We start from the raw sequence: 18,520 nt of genomic DNA on the forward strand, positions 1-18,520 counted from the left end.
TTGCTCACTGGGGCAGGGCTTCGATGATGACGAAGGCCTGCGCCCATGGATGATCGTCGGTGAGCGTCAGGTGAATGACAGGCTTATGCCCCGCCGGAACCATCGATTCCAGCCGCGCCAGCGCACCGCCGGTCAGCCTGAGCGTCGGCGCGCCGGACGGGGCGTTGACCACGCCGATATCCTTCATGAACACGCCCGCCTTGAAGCCGGTGCCGACCGCCTTGGAAAAGGCTTCTTTGGCGGCGAAGCGCTTGGCCAGCGTGCCTGCCTTGGTGAAGGGGCGGCGATTGCCCTTGGCCTGCTCGACCTCGGTGAAGACGCGCTGTTCGAAGCGCTGTCCGAACCGGTCGAGCGAGTTCTGGATACGCTCGATATTGCAGAGGTCGGAGCCGAGGCCGATGATCACGCGCCCCTCACTTTCACCGCGCCAGGTCCATCTGGCGCCGCATCTCTCTGATGCTGCCTTCCAGCCCGCCGAAGATCGCCTCGCCGATCAGGAAATGGCCGATATTGAGTTCGGCGACCTGCGGAATGGCGGCGATCGGCGCGACATTGTCGAAGGTCAGGCCATGGCCCGCATGGGGTTCGATCCCGTTCTTGGCCGCCAGCGCCGCGGCGTCGGCGATCCGGCGCAGTTCGGCCGCGCGCGCTTCGCCGGTCAGATGGGCATAGGCGCCGGTGTGGAACTCCACCACCGGCGCGCCCAGCCGGATCGCCGCGTCGATCTGGGCTGCGTCCGCCTCGATGAACAGGCTGACGCGAATCCCCGCCGCGCTCAACGCCGCGACGATGGGCCTCAACGTCTCATACTGCCCGGCCGCGTCCAGCCCGCCCTCGGTCGTGCGCTCCTCGCGCTTTTCCGGCACGATGCAGGCGGCGTGCGGCCGGTAGCGCAGGGCGATGTCCAGCATCTCCTGCGTCGCGGCCATCTCCAGATTGAGCGGCACGGTCAGCGCCGCCATCAGCGTGGCGATATCCTCGTCGCGGATATGCCGCCGATCCTCGCGCAGATGCGCGGTGATGCCGTCCGCTCCGGCCTTTGCCGCCAGCAGCGCGGCCTTGACCGGATCGGGATGCGCGCCCCCGCGCGCGTTGCGGATGGTCGCCACATGGTCGATATTGACGCCAAGGCGCAGGGGCGTGGTCATCGCTCTATTGCTTCCGGCTACCGGGCTTCATCGCCGGGATCGCCGCCAGTTCGGGCGGGATCGCATCGGCTTCATAGACCGGGAAGTTGATCGACACGAGCGGATAGAAGGGGACGCCCAGATCCACTTCGCCCGCCGACCGGTCGACCAGCGCGACTTCGGCAACGACGATGCCGCCCTCCGCCTCGACCGCTTCGATCGCCTGGCGCGAGGACAGGCCGGTGGTCACGACGTCCTCGACCATCAGCACCTTCTGTCCCGGCGTGATCGCAAAGCCGCGGCGCAGCTCGAACACGCCCTCGGGCCGCTCCAGGAACACCGCATCCTTGTCCAGCGCGCGGCCGACTTCATGGCCGATGATCAGGCCGCCCATCGCCGGCGACACCACCAGATCGATCTCCTGCCGTACTTCGCGCGGTAATTTCTGCACCGTGGCGCGGGCCAGCTTGCCGGCCCGTTCGGCGTTCATCAGCACGCGCGCGCATTGCAGATAATTGGCGCTGCGTCGCCCGGACGACAGGATGAAATGTCCTTCGAGCAGCGCCCCCGCCGCCCGGAATTCCGCCAATACTTCCTCGTCTGTCATGCCGTCATATGTCCTGTCGCGCGGCCCGGCGCGTGTCTGCGCGGCCCGCCAATCCATCAGCACGACGCACCTGTGGCGCGCCATGATCGCGCCCCTGTGCGCGGACCAGCGAAATAGGCGGCCAAGGGGAGCGTTGCAACAGCGAAGAAAATCTGCTCCTGCGTGCTTGAGGCACGGGAAAACCATGCCTATAAGCCGCGGCAGAACCGACCGGACGAGGATCATGCGCTTCATGCGTGTCTTCGTTGCAGCGGCGCCAAGGGGTTACGGGGTAAGAAGACGCTATGAAAAAGGTGAAATCGCTCGTTCTCGCCGGGTTGTTGGCCTTCGCGCCAGCACTCGGGTTGAACGGACATGCGCTGGCGCAGGACAATGCCGTCGCTGCCGCACCGGCTGCGGCCAATGCCGCCGCGCCGGCCGAATCGGCCAACGCCGCCGAGGCTGCGCCCGCCGCCACGGTGGCTGCGCCGCCGCGGATGAAGCCGACCGAAGGCATCGGTATGCCCAGACCGGGCGAATTCACCCTGCAGGAACAGTTTACCTCGACCGGCCACACCGCGCGCTGGTTGCATGACAAGATGCTGATCCCGCTGATTTTCGCGATCTCCATCTTCGTGCTGATCCTGATGCTCTATGCGATGTGGAAATTCCGTCGCAGCGCCAACCCGATCCCGTCGAAGACCGCACACAACACCATGATCGAAGTGATCTGGACCGTGCTGCCGGTCGTGATCCTGCTGGTCGTCGCGGTCCCCTCGATCGGTTTGCTCGCCGACCAGTATAAGCCCGCGCCCAAGGACGCCGTCGTCGTCAAGGTGACCGGCTACCAATGGTATTGGGGCTATGAATATCCCGACAACGGCATTCCCGAGTTCGTCTCCAACATGCTGCCGGAAGACAAGGCGAAGGCCAATGGCGAGCCCTATCTGCTCGCGCCCGACAATCGTCTGGTCCTGCCCGCCGGCCGTCCGATCAAGCTGATCATCACCGGCGCCGACGTGATCCACGCCTTCGCCGTGCCCTCGCTGTGGGTGAAGATGGACGCCGTTCCGGGCCGCCTGAACGAGAAGAGCTTCACCATCGACAAGCCGGGCGTCTATTACGGCCAATGTTCGGAACTGTGCGGCGCGCGCCACGGCTTCATGCCGATCGCGATCGAAGCGCTGCCGCCGGCCCAGTTCGACCAGTGGGTGCTGTCGCAGGGCGGCAAGCCCGCCGGCGCAGCGGCAGCGGAGAAGACGGCTGACGCCGCGCCCGCAGCCCCCGCCGCCGACAAGAAAATCTGATCAGGGTAGGAAGCCATGACAACCATCACCGCAGATCATCACGGCGACCACGCCCACGATCACGATCATCACGATGCCGATCATAAGCCAGCCTTCTTCCAGCGCTGGTTCATGTCCACCAACCATAAGGACATCGGCACCCTCTACCTGATCTTCGCGATCGTCGCGGGCATCATCGGTGGCGGCATTTCCGGCCTGATGCGCGCCGAACTCGCGCATCCCGGCATCCAGTATCTGCACACATGGTCCATGATGATGGACGGCCCGGAAGCGACGCTGGACCAGGCCTATCACCTCTGGAACGTGCTGATCACCGCCCACGGCCTCATCATGGTCTTCTTCATGGTGATGCCCGCGATGATCGGCGGCTTTGGCAACTGGTTCGTGCCGATCATGATCGGCGCGCCGGACATGGCCTTCCCGCGGATGAACAATGTCAGCTTCTGGCTGCTCATCCCCGCCTTCGCCCTGCTGCTCGGCTCGACCTTCGTCCCCGGCGGCACCGGCAATGGCGCGGGCACCGGCTGGACGGTCTATGCCCCGCTCTCGACCAGCGGCTCGGCAGGCCCGGCCGTCGACATGGCGATCCTGTCGCTGCATATCGCCGGCGCCAGCTCGATCCTGGGCGCGATCAACTTCATCACCACCATTTTGAATATGCGCGCGCCGGGCATGACCCTGCACAAGATGCCGCTGTTCGTCTGGTCGGTGCTGGTCACCGCCTTCCTGCTGCTGCTCGCGCTGCCCGTCCTGGCCGCCGCGATCACCATGCTGCTGACCGATCGTAACTTCGGCACCACCTTCTACGACGCAGCCGGTGGCGGCGATCCCGAACTCTACCAGCATCTCTTCTGGTTCTTCGGCCACCCCGAAGTCTATATCATGATCCTGCCGGGCTTCGGCATCGTCAGCCAGATCATTTCCACCTTCAGCCGCAAGCCCGTCTTCGGCTATCTCGGCATGGCCTACGCCATGGTCGCGATCGGCGTGGTTGGCTTCGTCGTCTGGGCGCACCATATGTTCACCACCGGCATGTCGGTGAATGTGAAAATGTATTTCACCGCCGCGACGATGGTCATCGCCGTTCCCACGGGCATCAAGATCTTCTCGTGGATCGCGACCATCTGGGGCGGTTCGATCAGCTTCAAGACCCCCATGGTCTGGGCGCTGGGCTTCATCTTCCTCTTCACCGTGGGCGGCGTCACCGGCGTCGTGCTGGCCAATGGCGGCGTCGATGACGTGCTGCACGACACCTATTATGTCGTCGCACACTTCCACTACGTCCTCTCGCTGGGCGCGGTGTTCGGCCTGTTCGCCGGCTTCTACTACTGGTTCCCGAAAATGTCGGGCAAGATGTACAACGAGTTCCTCGGCCAGTTGCACTTCTGGGTGTTCTTCATCGGCGTGAACCTGCTGTTCTTCCCGATGCACTTCCTGGGCCTGTCGGGCATGCCGCGTCGCTACCCCGACTATCCGGCCGCGTTCGAAAAATGGAACACGCTGGCCAGCCACGGCTATGAGATCATGGCCGCCGGCATGCTGATCTTCTTCGTCAATCTGATCTGGTCGCTCGCGGCCGGCAAGAAGGCGGTCGGCAATCCCTGGGGCGAAGGCGCGACGACGCTGGAATGGACGCTGTCCAGCCCGCCGCCCTATCACCAGTTCGAAACCCTGCCGGTCATCGACGACAATGCCCATCATTGATCGGGCAGTCGACTGATCGCAGAAGAATAGGGGCGTCCCGGTTGGCCGGGCGCCCCACGGGCAGGGCCGGCCAGGCATCCGCTGGTGAGGCCGTTGCCCAGATCAGCCCGGCCGTGTAACAGCGCCGGGCTGAACCCATGAGGGAGATTATGGCCAGTTCGCCGTTCGTGACCGGGGCAGAAGCCCCCACGCTGCCTGCCCATTGGCGGGATTTCGTAGCCCTGACCAAGCCCAGAGTCATGACCCTGGTCGTGTTCACGGGCCTGTGCGGTCTGCTGGCGGCGCCGGGGCATATCCACCCGATCCTCGCCTTCACCGCCATATTGTGCATCGCCATCGGCGCGGGCGCCGCCGCGGCGCTCAACCAGTGGTATGAGGCCGATATCGACGCCAAGATGAAGCGCACCGCCAACCGGCCGCTGCCCGCGGGCCGGATGGACCGGCAATCGGCGCTGCATTTCGGCGTCGGCCTCTCCTTCTTCTCGGTCATCCTGATCGGCATGGCGACCAACTGGCTCGCCGCCGTCGTGCTGGCCGTCTCGATTCTCTTCTACGTGTTCCTCTACACCATCTGGCTCAAGCCCCGGACGGCGCAGAATATCGTCATCGGCGGCGCGGCCGGCGCTTTCCCGCCCGTCATCGGCTGGGCCGCCGTCACCGGCGACATCAGCGCGCTGCCCGTCGCCCTGTTCATGCTGATCTTCTTCTGGACGCCGCCCCATTTCTGGGCGCTCGCCCTGTTCGTGAAGACCGATTACGCCGCCGCCGGCATCCCGATGCTGCCCGTCGTGTCGGGCGAAGTCGTCACCCGCCGCCAGATCTGGGCCTATACCGCGATCATGGCGGCCGCCGCGATGGCGCCGGTGCTGCTGCAACTGACCGGCATCGTCTACGGAACGGCGGCGCTGCTCGGCACCGCGCTGTTCGCCGTCTTCGCCTTCCAGGTCTATCGCCGCCGCGAAAGCGATCCGGCGCGGATGCAGCCCGAACGGCGGCTGTTCAAATATTCGATCCTCTATCTCTTCCTGCTGTTCGGGGCGGTGGTCGTCGACCGCTGGTTGCTCGCATGACGCCCGAGGAACTGGCAAAGGTCCGCGCGCGGCAGAAGTCCCGCGCGCTGGTGATGGGCCTGCTGCTGGGCGCGCTCGTCCTGCTCTTCTACGGCATCACCATCGCCAAGATGGGCGGCAACTAATGGCTACTCTCCCGCCGTCCCCGTTCGATCGCGACCGTCGCAACCGGCGCACGCTGGTTGCCATGGCGACGGTCGGCCTGGCGATGCTGGGGCTGGGTTTCGCATCCGTGCCACTTTACCGCATCTTCTGCGAACAGACCGGTTTTGGCGGCACGACCAAGCGGGCCGCCGCCGATGTCCAGGTGCAGGCGGCGGTCGGCCATACCATGTCGATTCGGTTCGATTCCAACGTCCAGCCCGGCATGCCCTGGCAATTCTACCCCGAACATCGGACGGATACCGTCACCATCGGGCGCAAGGACATGGCGATCTTCATCGCCAGGAACATGTCGGACAAGTCGGTGACCGGCACCGCCAGCTTCAACGTCACGCCGACGCAGGCGGGCGCCTATTTCACCAAGATCCAGTGTTTCTGCTTCACCCAGCAGACGCTCCAGCCCGGCGAGGAAGTCCGTATGCCGGTGCTGTATTTTGTCGATCCGAAGATATTGCAGGACCCCGACAACAAGGACACGCAACAAATTACCTTGAGCTATACCTTCTACCCTGTTGAGCAGGGCGGGAAGCCAAGCTAAGGCAAGCATCAGATAACGCGAACCGCGAACAGGGAAGAGACGATGGCAGGCGCCAAGAACCACGATTATCATATCCTTCCGCCCAGCATCTGGCCGCTCTTCGGCTCCATGTCGGCGCTGGTCATGGCATTTGGCGCGATCATGTGGATGCATCCCGACGCGCTGCCCGCAGGTGGCGGCTGGGTGTTCCTGCTGGGCGTCGCCGGCGTGCTGTTCACCTTCTACAGCTGGTGGGCCAATGTCATCGCCGAAGCCCATGCCGGCGACCATACGCCGGTGGTGCAACTGCACCTGCGCTACGGCATGATCCTGTTCATCGCCTCGGAAGTGATGTTCTTCGTCGGCTGGTTCTGGGCCTTTTTCGACTTCTCACTCTTCCCCAGCGCGCTCGCGCCGATCGAAGGGATGTTCCCGTCCAAGGGCATCGAGGTCATGAATGCGTTCGAGCTGCCCCTGCTTAACACGCTGATCCTGCTCTGCTCGGGCACCACCGTCACCTGGGCGCATCATGCGCTGATCCACGGCGACCGTGACGGCCTGAAAAAGGGTCTGTGGTGCACCATCCTGCTCGGCCTGCTCTTCTCGTCGATCCAGGCCTATGAATATGTCCATGCGCCGTTCGCGTTCGGCGGGTCGCCCTACAGCTCGGGCTTCTACATGGCGACCGGCTTCCACGGCTTCCACGTCATCGTCGGCACGATCTTCCTGATCGTCAATCTGGTGCGCGTCTATAAGGGCCACTTCACCCCGCGCCAGCATTTCGGCTTCGAAGCCGCCGCCTGGTACTGGCATTTCGTCGACGTGGTCTGGCTGTTCCTCTTCGTCGCCATCTATGTCTGGGGCGGCTGGGGCGCGCCGGTCCACGGCGGCTGATCGACCGTCAGTCACTGATGACAAGACGGCCGGGGCGACGCTCCGGCCGTTTTCTTTTGCCCCGCCGGCCGCTACAAGGACATTCATGACCGATCAGCCCGCACCCGCCCGAACCCCGCTGATCGCCACGATCATCGTCGCGCTCGCGGTGCTGACGATGATCGCCCTTGGCGTCTGGCAACTCCAGCGTCGCGGCGAAAAGGAGCAGGCGCTGGCGCTCGCCGCCGCCAATCCCGGCCGGCCTGCCGTCGCCTTCCCGATGCTTCCGCCGGTCGCGCCCGACCTGCTCTTCCGTCCCTCGTCGGTCCATTGCCTGCGCGTGGTCGGCTGGCGGATCGAGGCGGGCCGCGCCGCCGACGGATCGACCGGCTATCGTCATATCGCGCAATGTGCGACCGGGGCGGAGGGGCCGGGCGCGCTGGTCGCGATCGGCGTGGGGCAAAAGCCCGACGACAAGCCGAACTGGACCGGCGGGCAGGTATCAGGCTGGATTTCGGAGGAGCCGGACCACCGTGCCCTGCTATCGCGGATCGGCGGCAAGGCGACGCCGCTGCGCCCGATGCTGATCGCGCGGCAGGCGCCCGCCGGCCTTAAGCCCGCAGCACCGCCCAGCGCCGCCGACGTGCCCAACAACCATCTCGCCTATGCGGTGCAATGGTTCTTCTTCGCTGGCGTCGCGGTCATCATCTACATATTGGCGCTGCGCCGCCGCAATGCACCGCCAAAGCCGCCGCCATCCGCCTAATCGCTTGCTCCCGCGCGCGCGGGTCGCTACCGCGCTTTCCCATTATGCAATATCAGAGCACCAGGGGGAGCGCGCCCGCGCTCGGTTTCGAGGATGTGACGCTGGCCGGGCTGGCGTCCGATGGCGGCCTGTATCTGCCGACTAGCTGGCCGGCGTTCAGCGCCGACCAGATTCGGGATCTGGCCGGCCTCTCCTATGTCGAAACCGCCGTCCGGGTCATGGCGCCCTTCGTCGCGGGATCGCTCCACGAAGACGAACTGCGCGAGCTGTGCACCGCCGCCTATGGCCGTTTCAGCCATCAGGCCGTGACCCCGCTGGTGCAGCTCGATCATCAAAACTGGCTGCTCGAACTCTTCCACGGCCCCACGCTCGCCTTCAAGGACGTCGCGCTCCAGTTGCTCGGCCAGCTGTTCGAACGGTTCCTGTCGCGCCGCGACGATCACCTGACCATCGTCGGCGCGACCTCGGGCGATACCGGGTCGGCCGCGATCGACGCGGTCGCGGGACGCGAGAAGGTCGACATCTTCATGCTCCATCCCGAAGGTCGGGTGTCGGACGTGCAGCGTCGCCAGATGACCACCGTGCTGGCCCCCAACGTCTACAACATCGCGATCGAAGGCAGCTTCGACGATGCGCAGGCGCTGGTGAAGGCGATGTTCAACGACGCGGATTTCAAGAGCCGCTTCAATCTGTCCGCCGTGAATTCGATCAACTGGGCGCGGCTGATGGCGCAGGTCGTCTATTATTTCTACGCCGCCGTGCGCCTGGGCGCGCCGGAGCGGGAGGTCGCCTTCTCCGTCCCCACCGGCAATTTCGGCGATGTGTTCGCGGGTTATGTCGCGGCGAAGATGGGCCTGCCGGTCGCAAAGCTGATCGTCGCGACCAACGTCAACGACATCTTGCACCGGGCCTTGTCCGAAGGCGATTACAGCCAGGGCCAGGTCGTGCCGACCGCCACCCCCAGCATGGACATCCAGGTCAGCTCCAATTTCGAACGCCTGCTGTTCGACGCCGGCGGTCGCGATGGCCTGGCGCTGGCGGAGCAGATGCGCGGCTTCGAAACCAGCAGGGCGATGCGCCTGACCAACGCCCAGCGCGAAGGCGCGGCGCATCTGTTCAGTTCCGCCCGCGTCGATGCCGACGGCATGACGATGGCGATGCGCTGGGCCTATGACGGCGCAGGCCAGATCCTCGACCCGCACAGCGCGATCGGCCTCGCCGCCGCGCGCGAAGCGGGCATCGATGCCCATATCCCGGTGGTCACGCTGGCGACCGCCCACCCCGCCAAGTTCCGCGACGCCGTCGAACGCGCGACCGGCACCCGCCCGCCGCTCCCCGCGCGCGTCGGCGACCTGTTCGCGCGCGAGGAAAGCTACGCCAAGCTGCCCGGCACGTTCGAGGCGGTCACCGCCTATGTCGCCGAACGCGCGACCCCGCGCGGCTAAGTTGGAACTCAAGACCCTTATCGGCGAGCCATGGTCCGATTACGGCCTGCTCGACAGCGGCGACGGGCGGAAGCTGGAACGCTATGGCCGCTTCCGCTTCATCCGCCCCGAACCGCAGGCGATGTGGAAGCCCGCGACGACCGACTGGCGCGCCGACGGCGAGTTCATTCCCGGATCGGACGAGGATGGCGGCGGCCGCTGGTATTATGAAAAGCCGGTCCCGGCCGAAGGCTGGCCGCTCCACTGGCGCGAAGTCACCTTCCAGTCGAGCTGCACTCCCTTCCGCCATCTCGGCTTCTTCCCCGACATGGCGCCGATCTGGGACGATCTGCGCGCCACCTATGCCGACAAGCCCGATGCCGAGGTCATGAACCTGTTCGGCTATACCGGCGTCGGCACGCTGGCCCTGTCGGCCGGCGGCGCGCGCATGGTCCATGTCGATGCGTCGAAGAAATCGGTGGCGCAGGCCCGCGCCAATGCCGACCTGTCGGGCATGGCGGACAAGCCCGTCCGCTGGATCGTCGAGGACGCCGCCAAGTTCGTCGCCCGCGAGGTGCGCCGCAACCGCCGCTATGACGGCATATTGCTCGATCCGCCCAAATATGGCCGCGGTCCCGACGGCGAAGTGTGGCGGCTGGAGGAAGATCTGCCCGGCCTGATCGCCAATTGCCGTGCGCTGCTGGATGCCGACAGCCGCTTCCTGTTCCTCACCGTCTATGCCGTGCGCATGTCGGCGCTGGCGATCGGCGAATTGCTGCGCCAGGCCTTTGCCGACCTGCCCGGCACCGTGGAAGCGGGCGAGCTGGCGGTGCGCGAGGAAGCGCGCGGCATCGCCCTGCCGACCGCGATCTGGGCCCGCTGGAAGCGCTAAGCGCGCGCTTGGTCGCGCAATATAGATTTTGGTAACCATTTGGGCGCAAGCATCGCGGCTTACAGGCAGGTCGCGCATGTTCACATCTATTACCGCCCGGATTGCCGCCTTTGGCGCGCTGGTCCTCATCGCCTTGCTGGCGCTCATCTGGATGCTGGTGGATGCGTCGATCCAGACCCGCGACAGTTTTCGCTGGGTCACCCATTCGGCCGAAGTGATCGAGACGATGGATGATGCGCTGGTGGCGCTGCGCGAGGCGGAATCGGCGCAGCGCGGCTTCGTCCTGACCCGCAACGCCAGCTTTGCCGACCCGACCGACGCCCGGATCGCCGATGCGCGCCAGTCGATGGCCCGGCTGGTGCGATTGACCGCCGATAATCGGGCGCAGAATATACGGGCTCGGGACGTGCAGGCGCTGGCGGAACGGCGTGTCACCCTGTTGCGCGATACGCTGGAACAGGCACGGCGCGGCCAATTCGATGCGGCTCGCGGTTCCATCGCTGCGGGCACCGGGCGCGACCTCATGACCATGTTGTCGCTGCGCGCGGACAGTTTTCTCAGCGAAGAGCGCGCCTTGCGTATCACGCGGATCGCGGCGGCGGACAGCCGCCTGGCCTGGGTCAGGCAATTGGCGCTGGTCGGCGGTCCGTTGCTGGCGCTCGCGATCCTGTCGATATCGCTGCTCCTGATCTGGGGCATCCGCCAGCCGCTGGGCCTCATCCATCAGGCGATGACGGCGCTGGGTCGCGGGGATCGCGACAGGCGCGTCACCGCGACGATGGGATCGCGGGAATTTGCGCAGCTCGCCCATGGCTACAACGCCATGGCCGATCAGTTGCAGGCCGCCATCGCCGATCAGGGCCGCAGCGCGCAGGACTTGCAGGCCGCCCATGCACAATTGCTGCGCAACAGCGATACGCTGCAGGAGCGGGGCGAGGCGATCGAACTGCTCGGCGGCATGGCCCACCGGATGCAGGCGGCGCGCACCGACGAGGAGCTGGCGCAGGTCATCCGCGTTTTCGTGCCGCGCGTGCTGCCGGGGGTTCCGGGCGCGCTCTATGCCCATAATAACAGCCGCAACCTGCTGGTTCCGATCACGGGATGGAACGGATTCCAGCCGCGTGAAGAGGGGTTCGCCCCCGACCAGTGCTGGGCGCTGCGCCGGGGACAGAGTCATTTCGTCGCGCAGCCGGGGGGCGACATCGTCTGCTCCCATGTCGACGCCGACCTGCTCTATCATTGCGAACCGCTGTTGGCTGGGGGCGAAGTGATCGGCACCCTTTATCTTCAGGGCGTGGTGCAGGAGGAAAGCCGCTTCCGCCTGACCGTGATGGCGGAAAATATCAGCTCCGCCCTCGTCAACCATCGCCTCCAGCGGGGCTTGCGCGAACAGACGATCCGCGATCCGCTGACCGGCCTGTTCAATCGCCGCTACATGCAGGAATCGCTGGCGATCGAGATCGCGCGGGCGCGCCGTTCGGGCGCACCGCTCAGCGTGGTCATGTGCGACATCGACCATTTCAAGCGGTTCAACGACGAATTCGGCCATGATGCGGGCGATACGGTGCTGCAATCGGTCGCCACCGAAATGCGCAGCCGTTTCCGTGATGGCGACATCGTCTGCCGTTATGGCGGGGAGGAATTTGCCGTCATCGCGCCGGGCGCCACGGCGCAGGCGCTGGCTGCGCGGGTCGAAATGGTGCGCAAGGGGATCATGGAAATCGTGCTCCGCCAGGGCGGGCGGGCGCTGGGATCGACCAGCATGTCCTTCGGCATCGCCAGTTGGGCCGACAAGATGGCGATCGACGGATCGACGCTGGTGCAGGCCGCCGACGCGGCGCTCTACCGCGCCAAGCGCGAGGGCCGCAACCGCGCCGTGATCGACCTGCCGGCCGCCGCCTGAGCCATTCTCACGCCAACGTCAGGTAGAGTTCCGCCTCGATCACCCATCGTCCGCCGACCCCGCGCCATTTGGCGCTGTAGCTGCCCGACGCCTGGATGACGCCATCGACGACGCCCTGCCAGACCCCATGCTCCATCGCGATCGGCTCTACCGGCGACGCAACGATGCTTTCGGGCGTGCGGGTGTAGATCATGCGCGGCTTGGCGGCGAACTCCCGCTTCCACGCCATCAACTGCGCCTTGCGCCCCGCGATCACTGCGCTGTCGGTGCCGGTGACCATGACGACATCCATCGCCAGCAGCGGTCCGATGGAGGCAAGGTCTGCCTCCGCCAGCGCCCGGTTGAACGCCGCGCGCGCCAGACGAATGGCAAGGTCGGCGGTGGCGGTCATTTCCAGATAAAACTCTCGATCCGTTTGATTACCCGCAGCGCGCCGACATAATCACCATCGCCGCGTCATAACTCACGGTCAGCCGGTCCGGCCGGAAATCCATCGTCATCGCCATGCCCGGTCCGCCCCAGCGCAAGCTTTTCGCGCCCGACGCCTTCAGCAAGGCCGCGCCGACCTGCGCGCTCGCCTTCTGCCCGACGAAACTGTCGAGGCCCGCATTCTGGCACGGTCCTTCGGCGACGGCCGGCGGCGCTTCCGGCCCCGGCCCATTCGCGCCCGCACAGGCGGTCAGGCCCAGAACCATCAGGCCCGCAACCGTCATCCGCATCGCCGCTCTCCTCATTCCGTGCGCGTCATCTTCAACCGGCCATTCTTGACCGCAAAGGCCATGCGGCCTTCGACCAGATCGACCGCGTCGCGGCCATATTGTTCATAGCGCCAGCCTTCGAGGATCGACAGGCCCTCGCGCACGCCTGCCGCCAGCGCATCGATATCGTCGGTGCGCGCGATCAGCCGCGCCGCCACATTGATGTCGCGCGACCGGATCTTGAGCAGCAGCTTGAGCAGGTCGGCGACCAGCGCCCCGTCCTTGCCCAGCCCCGGCCGCTTGGGATCGCGCTCGGGCATCTCGTCCTTGCCCAGCGGCTGGTGCCTGGCCAGCGCGCTCATCAGCCGCGCGCCGATATCGTTGGTGCGCCAGGTCGCGCTCAGCCCGCGCACCTTGCCCAGATCCTCCTGATTGCGCGGCGGATGGCTGGCGATGTCGGCCAGCGTCTCGTCCTTGACGATGCGCCCGCGGGGCAGATTCTTGTCCTGCGCCTCGATCTCGCGCCAGGCGGCCAGCGCCTTCAACCGGCCCAGCACGTCCGCCTTCTTGCTGGCGATGCGCACCCGCTGCCACGCTTGCGACGGGTCATTTTCATAATGGGCCGGATCGCTGATCCGCTCCATCTCCTGGTCCAGCCAGTCGCCACGCCCGGTCTTGCGCAATTCTTCCAGCATCTTGGGGAAAATCTGGATCAGATAGGTGACGTCGCCGATCGCATAGTCGATCTGCCTTTTGTCCAGCGGTCGCCGCGCCCAGTCGGTGAAACGCGCGCCCTTGTCCAGCACCACGCCCATCCAGGCGTCGACCAGATTGCCATAGCCGATCTGCTCGCCCAGCCCCAGCGCCATCGCGGCGATCTGCGTATCGAACATCGGATGCGGCGTCTTGCCGGTCAGGTTATGGACGATCTCGATATCCTGCCCGCCGGCGTGGAAGACCTTGAGCACATCCTCATTGTCCACCAGCAGGTCGAGCAGGGGTTTCAGGTCCAGCCCCGGCGCCTTGGGGTCGATCGCGGCGGCCTCGTTCGGGTCGGCGACCTGGACCAGGCAGAGTTCGGGCCAATAGCTGTTTTCCCGCATGAACTCGGTATCGACGGCGATATAGGGCGATTTGGCGATGCGGGCGCAGAAATCGGAAAGCGTCTTGCTGTCGGTAATCAGCGGATGAATTTGCATATGGTCTTCGATCTTATTATGGGCTGGCCCGCGTCCGGCGGACTGGTCAATGCTTGACAGCATAGGCCATAGCGGGACTGCAACACTTTGTCATTTCCGTAAAACGAAGCTGAAAGACCAAAACGCCATGCACGCCTCGCTCGTCTCCAACGACTATCGGACTCACACATGTGGCGAGTTGCGTGCAAGCGACGCGGGCAAAACCGTGCTGCTGTCAGGATGGGTGCATCGCGTCCGTGACCATGGTGGCTTGATGTTCGTCGATCTGCGAGATCATTACGGTATCACTCAGTTAGTGACTGAGGTCGAACATTTTATGAAGAAGCTGGGCGGCGTGGACCGACCTCGCGCGGAGTATGTGATCACGGTAGAAGGCAAGGTAGTCAACCGGGGCCCGGAAGCATTGAACCCAAAGCTCGCTACGGGTGAAATCGAGATTCACATCGATTTAGATAAATTGAAAGTGCTTTCCACCGCCGCCGAACTGCCGCTGCCGGTCGCGGGCGAGCAGGACTATCCCGAAGATATCCGCCTGCGCTACCGCTTCCTCGACCTGCGGCGCGAAACGCTGCACGCGAACATCGTCAAGCGCACCAGGATCATCTCCGACATGCGCCGCCGCATGGAAGGCATCGGCTTCACCGAATATTCGACGCCGATCCTGACCGCTTCCAGCCCGGAAGGCGCACGCGACTTCCTGGTGCCCAGCCGCATCCATGCCGGCAAATTCTACGCCCTGCCGCAGGCGCCCCAGCAATATAAGCAGTTGCTGATGGTCGCAGGCTTCGACCGCTATTTCCAGATCGCGCCCTGCTTCCGCGACGAAGATCCGCGCGCCGACCGCCTGCCCGGCGAATTCTACCAGCTCGATCTGGAAATGAGCTTCGTCACCCAGGAAGATGTCTGGAACACGATGGAGCCGGTCATCGCGCAGGTGTTCGAGCAGTTCGCCGATGGCAAGCCGGTCACGCCCGCGGGCAGCTTCCCGCGCATCCCGCACGCCGAGGCGCTGCTGAAGTACGGCAGCGACAAGCCCGACCTGCGCAACCCCATCCTCATCACCGACGTGACCGAGCATTTCGTCGGATCGGGCTTTGGCATCTTCGCGTCGCTGGTCGACGGCGGCAGCGTGATCCGCGCGATCCCGGCGCCCGGCGCAGGCGCTGGCAGCCGGAAGTTCTTCGATGAAATGAACAATTGGGCGCGGGGCGAGGGCTATTCGGGCCTTGGCTATATCAACATCAAGGATGGCGTCCCCGGCGGCCCGATCGCCAAGAATCATGGCGAGGACGCGACCGCCAAGCTGATCGCAGCGCTCGGCCTTGGCCCCAATGATGGCGTCTTCTTCGCGGCGGGCAAGGAAAGCCAGGCTGCCAAGCTGGCGGGCCTGGCGCGCACCCGCGTCGGCGAAACGCTCGACCTGATCGACAAGGATCGCTTCGACCTGTGCTGGATCGTGGACTTCCCCTTCTACGAATATGACGAAGACACCAAGTCGGTCGACTTCGCGCACAACCCCTTCTCCATGCCGCAAGGCGGGCTGGACGCGCTGAACAATCAGGATCCGCTGACGATCAACGCCTATCAATATGACATGGTCTGCAACGGCTATGAAATCGCGTCCGGCTCGATCCGCAACCAGTCGCCCGAACTGATGGTCAAGGCGTTCGAACTGGTCGGCCTGTCCCAGCAGGATGTCGAAGACCGCTTCGGCGGCCTTTACCGCGCCTTCCAGTACGGCGCGCCGCCCCATGGCGGCATGGCCGCAGGCGTCGATCGTATCGTGATGCTGCTGTGCGGCGCGCAGAATCTGCGCGAAATCACGCTGTTCCCGATGAACCAGCGCGCCGAAGACCTGCTGATGGGCGCGCCCAGCGCGGCCGAATTCAAGCAACTGCGCGAACTCCATGTCCGCGTCGTGGAGCCGCAGGCGAAGGGTTGATCCTTCAGTCCGTTCGTCCTGAGCTTGTCGAAGGACTCTCCTGAGCGTAGCGAAGGCACTTCACTGCGTTCAGTGGAGGGCTTCGACTTCGCTCAGCCCGAACGGTAGAGAGGGTAGCCATGACCATCGACCTTGCCGACTATGAAAAGGGCGCGAAATATAAGGGCGACTATGACGCCGACCTGCTCGCCCTTCAGCAACGTCTCGCCAAGATTCAGGTCGCCCACATCCTCCACGGCAAGCGCAGCGTCATCCTGCTGGAGGGCTGGGACGCCGCAGGCAAGGGCGGCATCATCAAGCGGATGAGCGCCGACTGGGACCCGCGCTATTATCAGGTCCACCCCATTTCCGCCCCGAACGCGGAGGAGCGCGACCATCATTTCCTCTGGCGCTTCTGGACGCGCCTGCCCGCCAGCCACAATATCGGCATTTTCGACCGTAGCTGGTACGGCCGCGTACTGGTCGAGCGGGTCGAGGGTTTCTGCAGCAAGGCCGACTGGAAGCGCGGCTATGACGAGATCAACGCCTTCGAAAAGCAGTTGGCGCAGGCCGGCACCAACTTCGTCAAACTCTTCGTCCACATCACCCAGGAAACCCAGGACGAACAGCTCGCCCAGCGGCTCGATACGCCGTGGAAGCGATGGAAGACCGGCGCGGACGACTATCGCAACCGCGCCCGGCGGGCCGACTATCTCGACGCGATGCACGCCATGTTCAAGAAAACCGACAGCAAGCACGCGCCCTGGCAGGTGATCGACAATAATCACCGCAAGGCCGGGCGGATCGCGGCCCTGACCTATGTGGCCGACCGGCTGGAAAAGCTGGTGCCGATGGATTTCCCCGATGCGGACCCTGCCGTGGTCAAACTGGCGCAGGACGCATTTGGCTATAAATCCAAATGAAATCAGCTACTTGTAACAAAAGTGTCATGAAATTCTAACCGCGCATTTACCATTGACCGTCTAAGCCGCTGTCCATGTTAGCTGCGCCCATCGCCATGCCCGATCCGTCCGTCGTCCCCGGTCTGCCCCTGGCGGAGCGGACGCCGGTCGTGCGCCTGGGCCAGCCGCTCAGCGAGGCGGTGGACTGGTTCCAGCGCGATTCCGGCCTGCGCCTGCTGCCGGTGCTGGATGCGCGCGATCGCCCTGTCGGCGCGATCTACGAGCGCGACATGCGCCGCATTCTGTTCAATCCCTTCGGTCACGCGCTGCTGCGCAACCCCAGTTTCGGCGGGCGGCTGGACGATCATGTCCGCCCCTGCGCCAGCGTCGACCGGACCGCCAGCGTCGAGGCGCTGGTCGATCTGTTCGCGGCGCAGGGGGCGGGCTGCGACGGGCTGATCGTCACCGACGCCGGCCTCTATGGCGGCGTGCTCGACGGCGGGCTGCTGCTGCGGCTGGCGGCCGAACGCGACGCGCGGGTGGCGCTGGCGCGGACCGCACGGGTCGAGCAGATCACACAGGAAAGCGCGGCCTTCCGCCAGGATATCGCGACGATGATCGCCGACATGGCGGCAATGGCCGAGCGGCTATCGGCGCTGGCGGGGCAGGCGGCGGAGCGGGCCGCGGGCGATGGGGCCGATTCGGCGGCGATGGCCGTCGCCGCCGCGCAGACGGCGGAGCGGCTGGCCGATCTGGCGTCGGGCGGTGCCGAACTGAGCCAATTATTCCGGGCGATGGAGGCCGAGGCGCAGGCGGCGGGCGCGGCGATATCGGAGGCGGCGGCGCGCAGCCGGTCCGGGGTCGAACGCAGCGCGGCGCTCCGGGCCGAGGCCGACGGCATCGGCGAGGTCATTGCCCTCATCGACAGCATCGCCCGCGCGACCGCCATGCTGGCGCTCAATGCGGGGATAGAGGCGGCGCGTGCGGGGGAGGCGGGGCAGGGCTTCGCGGTGGTCGCGCGAGAGGTGAAGTCGCTTGCCCAGCAGACCCGCGACGCCGCGGCCGGCATAGCCGGGCGGATCGACCATATCCGCACCGCCATCGGCGACGTGGCGGCCGGCCATGCGCATATGGACGCCACCATGGCCCGCGCCGACCGGCTGTCGGCGGCGGTGTTCGAGGCGGTGGCGCGGCAGAGTCTCTTCAGCCGGACCATGGCGGACAGCGTGGCGGAGGCGGGGTCGTCCAGCGCCCATATCCGCACCGGCGCGCGGCAGATCAGCGACAATGCCCAGGCCACCGTCCTGGCGGCGCGGGGGATGCGCGATGTCGCCGACGCCCTGGCCGAGGAAGCGCATCGGCTGGAGCAGCGCGCAGGCGGCTTTATCGCGGCGATCCGCGCCGCCTGAACGATCCCTCTGGCGTCTGCGCGCGAAAAGGTTAGGCTGTTCTTCCAAAGACAGCCGCAT

Annotated in this window: 19 protein-coding genes; 13 read left to right on the forward strand and 6 right to left on the reverse strand. The window is 65.5% G+C overall.

What is annotated here, in order from left to right:
- Positions 1 to 4: 4 nt before the first annotated feature.
- The 3 genes from acpS to pyrE are packed head-to-tail and all read right to left on the reverse strand — an operon-like array spanning position 5 to position 1,734.
- Positions 5 to 406 (reverse strand): holo-ACP synthase, encoded by a 402-nt coding sequence (gene acpS / locus ABT375_RS14045; protein ID WP_224550356.1) that lies wholly within the window; start codon positions 404 to 406, stop codon positions 5 to 7.
- A 13-nt stretch (positions 407 to 419) separates the two neighbouring features.
- A complete protein-coding gene (locus ABT375_RS14050; RefSeq protein ID WP_224550355.1) occupies positions 420 to 1,148 on the reverse strand; it encodes a pyridoxine 5'-phosphate synthase in 729 nt (242 codons plus the stop codon).
- Between the two features lie 4 nt (positions 1,149 to 1,152).
- On the reverse strand, positions 1,153 to 1,734 hold the full coding sequence (pyrE, locus tag ABT375_RS14055) for an orotate phosphoribosyltransferase (protein WP_224550414.1): 582 nt from the start codon (positions 1,732 to 1,734) through the stop codon (positions 1,153 to 1,155).
- 284 nt (positions 1,735 to 2,018) lie between these two features.
- Here pyrE and coxB point away from each other — a divergent pair, with 284 nt between their 5' ends.
- From coxB to ABT375_RS14105, 10 genes are all read left to right on the forward strand, one after another.
- Positions 2,019 to 3,020 carry a cytochrome c oxidase subunit II gene (gene coxB / locus ABT375_RS14060; RefSeq protein WP_224550354.1) on the forward strand — a complete coding sequence of 334 codons (1,002 nt, stop codon included), beginning with the start codon at positions 2,019 to 2,021 and terminating at the stop codon, positions 3,018 to 3,020.
- Between the two features lie 15 nt (positions 3,021 to 3,035).
- Complete coding sequence (gene ctaD / locus ABT375_RS14065) at positions 3,036 to 4,724, forward strand: cytochrome c oxidase subunit I (RefSeq protein ID WP_416463013.1); 1,689 nt, start codon at positions 3,036 to 3,038, stop codon at positions 4,722 to 4,724.
- A 149-nt stretch (positions 4,725 to 4,873) separates the two neighbouring features.
- The gene (locus tag ABT375_RS14070) at positions 4,874 to 5,794 is read left to right on the forward strand and encodes a heme o synthase (RefSeq protein ID WP_416463014.1); all 921 of its coding nucleotides are present in this window, start codon (positions 4,874 to 4,876) and stop codon (positions 5,792 to 5,794) included.
- Positions 5,791 to 5,919 carry a hypothetical protein gene (locus ABT375_RS14075; protein ID WP_261935715.1) on the forward strand — a complete coding sequence of 43 codons (129 nt, stop codon included), beginning with the start codon at positions 5,791 to 5,793 and terminating at the stop codon, positions 5,917 to 5,919. Before ABT375_RS14070 ends, ABT375_RS14075 begins: the two co-directional genes overlap by 4 nt.
- The gene (locus ABT375_RS14080; protein ID WP_416463015.1) at positions 5,919 to 6,494 is read left to right on the forward strand and encodes a cytochrome c oxidase assembly protein; all 576 of its coding nucleotides are present in this window, start codon (positions 5,919 to 5,921) and stop codon (positions 6,492 to 6,494) included. Before ABT375_RS14075 ends, ABT375_RS14080 begins: the two co-directional genes overlap by 1 nt.
- A 42-nt stretch (positions 6,495 to 6,536) precedes the next feature.
- Positions 6,537 to 7,367, forward strand: a complete 831-nt coding sequence (locus ABT375_RS14085; protein ID WP_261935714.1) for a cytochrome c oxidase subunit 3 — start codon at positions 6,537 to 6,539, stop codon at positions 7,365 to 7,367.
- An 85-nt stretch (positions 7,368 to 7,452) separates the two neighbouring features.
- A complete protein-coding gene (locus tag ABT375_RS14090) occupies positions 7,453 to 8,112 on the forward strand; it encodes an SURF1 family protein (protein WP_416463016.1) in 660 nt (219 codons plus the stop codon).
- A gap of 44 nt (positions 8,113 to 8,156) precedes the next feature.
- Positions 8,157 to 9,557 (forward strand): threonine synthase, encoded by a 1,401-nt coding sequence (thrC, locus tag ABT375_RS14095; protein ID WP_416463017.1) that lies wholly within the window; start codon positions 8,157 to 8,159, stop codon positions 9,555 to 9,557.
- 1 nt (position 9,558) lies between these two features.
- Positions 9,559 to 10,428 carry a class I SAM-dependent methyltransferase gene (locus ABT375_RS14100; RefSeq protein WP_129925651.1) on the forward strand — a complete coding sequence of 290 codons (870 nt, stop codon included), beginning with the start codon at positions 9,559 to 9,561 and terminating at the stop codon, positions 10,426 to 10,428.
- 76 nt (positions 10,429 to 10,504) lie between these two features.
- Positions 10,505 to 12,331, forward strand: a complete 1,827-nt coding sequence (locus ABT375_RS14105) for a diguanylate cyclase (RefSeq protein WP_416463018.1) — start codon at positions 10,505 to 10,507, stop codon at positions 12,329 to 12,331.
- A gap of 7 nt (positions 12,332 to 12,338) precedes the next feature.
- Here ABT375_RS14105 and ABT375_RS14110 read toward each other — a convergent pair whose 3' ends face one another.
- The 3 genes from ABT375_RS14110 to rnd are packed head-to-tail and all read right to left on the reverse strand — an operon-like array spanning position 12,339 to position 14,228.
- On the reverse strand, positions 12,339 to 12,722 hold the full coding sequence (locus ABT375_RS14110; RefSeq protein WP_416463019.1) for a nuclear transport factor 2 family protein: 384 nt from the start codon (positions 12,720 to 12,722) through the stop codon (positions 12,339 to 12,341).
- Between the two features lie 28 nt (positions 12,723 to 12,750).
- Complete coding sequence (locus tag ABT375_RS14115) at positions 12,751 to 13,050, reverse strand: I78 family peptidase inhibitor (protein WP_416463020.1); 300 nt, start codon at positions 13,048 to 13,050, stop codon at positions 12,751 to 12,753.
- 11 nt (positions 13,051 to 13,061) lie between these two features.
- Positions 13,062 to 14,228 carry a ribonuclease D gene (rnd, locus tag ABT375_RS14120; protein WP_416463021.1) on the reverse strand — a complete coding sequence of 389 codons (1,167 nt, stop codon included), beginning with the start codon at positions 14,226 to 14,228 and terminating at the stop codon, positions 13,062 to 13,064.
- 127 nt (positions 14,229 to 14,355) lie between these two features.
- Between rnd and aspS the strand changes: the two genes are divergently transcribed.
- The 3 genes from aspS to ABT375_RS14135 all read left to right on the forward strand — a co-directional run bounded on the left by aspS (position 14,356) and on the right by ABT375_RS14135 (position 18,460).
- On the forward strand, positions 14,356 to 16,170 hold the full coding sequence (gene aspS, locus ABT375_RS14125; RefSeq protein WP_416463022.1) for an aspartate--tRNA ligase: 1,815 nt from the start codon (positions 14,356 to 14,358) through the stop codon (positions 16,168 to 16,170).
- A gap of 119 nt (positions 16,171 to 16,289) precedes the next feature.
- Positions 16,290 to 17,072, forward strand: a complete 783-nt coding sequence (locus tag ABT375_RS14130; RefSeq protein WP_416463023.1) for a polyphosphate kinase 2 family protein — start codon at positions 16,290 to 16,292, stop codon at positions 17,070 to 17,072.
- A gap of 74 nt (positions 17,073 to 17,146) precedes the next feature.
- Positions 17,147 to 18,460 carry a methyl-accepting chemotaxis protein gene (locus tag ABT375_RS14135; protein WP_416463024.1) on the forward strand — a complete coding sequence of 438 codons (1,314 nt, stop codon included), beginning with the start codon at positions 17,147 to 17,149 and terminating at the stop codon, positions 18,458 to 18,460.
- The last annotated feature ends 60 nt before the right edge of the window (positions 18,461 to 18,520 follow it).

The organism is Sphingomonas sp. VDB2 (assembly GCF_047946695.1).
Lineage (GTDB): Bacteria > Pseudomonadota > Alphaproteobacteria > Sphingomonadales > Sphingomonadaceae > Sphingobium > Sphingobium bisphenolicum.

Coding starts and splice junctions, on each gene's coding strand:
- ABT375_RS14130 (WP_416463023.1), top strand. CDS start 16,290: ATGACCATCGACCTTGCCGACTATGAAAAGGGCGCGAAATATAAGGGC.
- ABT375_RS14070 (WP_416463014.1), top strand. CDS start 4,874: ATGGCCAGTTCGCCGTTCGTGACCGGGGCAGAAGCCCCCACGCTGCCT.
- ctaD (WP_416463013.1), top strand. CDS start 3,036: ATGACAACCATCACCGCAGATCATCACGGCGACCACGCCCACGATCAC.
- ABT375_RS14110 (WP_416463019.1), bottom strand. CDS start 12,722: ATGACCGCCACCGCCGACCTTGCCATTCGTCTGGCGCGCGCGGCGTTC.
- ABT375_RS14050 (WP_224550355.1), bottom strand. CDS start 1,148: ATGACCACGCCCCTGCGCCTTGGCGTCAATATCGACCATGTGGCGACC.
- pyrE (WP_224550414.1), bottom strand. CDS start 1,734: ATGACAGACGAGGAAGTATTGGCGGAATTCCGGGCGGCGGGGGCGCTG.
- ABT375_RS14105 (WP_416463018.1), top strand. CDS start 10,505: ATGTTCACATCTATTACCGCCCGGATTGCCGCCTTTGGCGCGCTGGTC.
- ABT375_RS14090 (WP_416463016.1), top strand. CDS start 7,453: ATGACCGATCAGCCCGCACCCGCCCGAACCCCGCTGATCGCCACGATC.
- ABT375_RS14075 (WP_261935715.1), top strand. CDS start 5,791: ATGACGCCCGAGGAACTGGCAAAGGTCCGCGCGCGGCAGAAGTCCCGC.
- thrC (WP_416463017.1), top strand. CDS start 8,157: ATGCAATATCAGAGCACCAGGGGGAGCGCGCCCGCGCTCGGTTTCGAG.
- aspS (WP_416463022.1), top strand. CDS start 14,356: ATGCACGCCTCGCTCGTCTCCAACGACTATCGGACTCACACATGTGGC.
- ABT375_RS14115 (WP_416463020.1), bottom strand. CDS start 13,050: ATGCGGATGACGGTTGCGGGCCTGATGGTTCTGGGCCTGACCGCCTGT.
- ABT375_RS14135 (WP_416463024.1), top strand. CDS start 17,147: ATGTTAGCTGCGCCCATCGCCATGCCCGATCCGTCCGTCGTCCCCGGT.
- coxB (WP_224550354.1), top strand. CDS start 2,019: ATGAAAAAGGTGAAATCGCTCGTTCTCGCCGGGTTGTTGGCCTTCGCG.
- ABT375_RS14085 (WP_261935714.1), top strand. CDS start 6,537: ATGGCAGGCGCCAAGAACCACGATTATCATATCCTTCCGCCCAGCATC.
- rnd (WP_416463021.1), bottom strand. CDS start 14,228: ATGCAAATTCATCCGCTGATTACCGACAGCAAGACGCTTTCCGATTTC.
- ABT375_RS14080 (WP_416463015.1), top strand. CDS start 5,919: ATGGCTACTCTCCCGCCGTCCCCGTTCGATCGCGACCGTCGCAACCGG.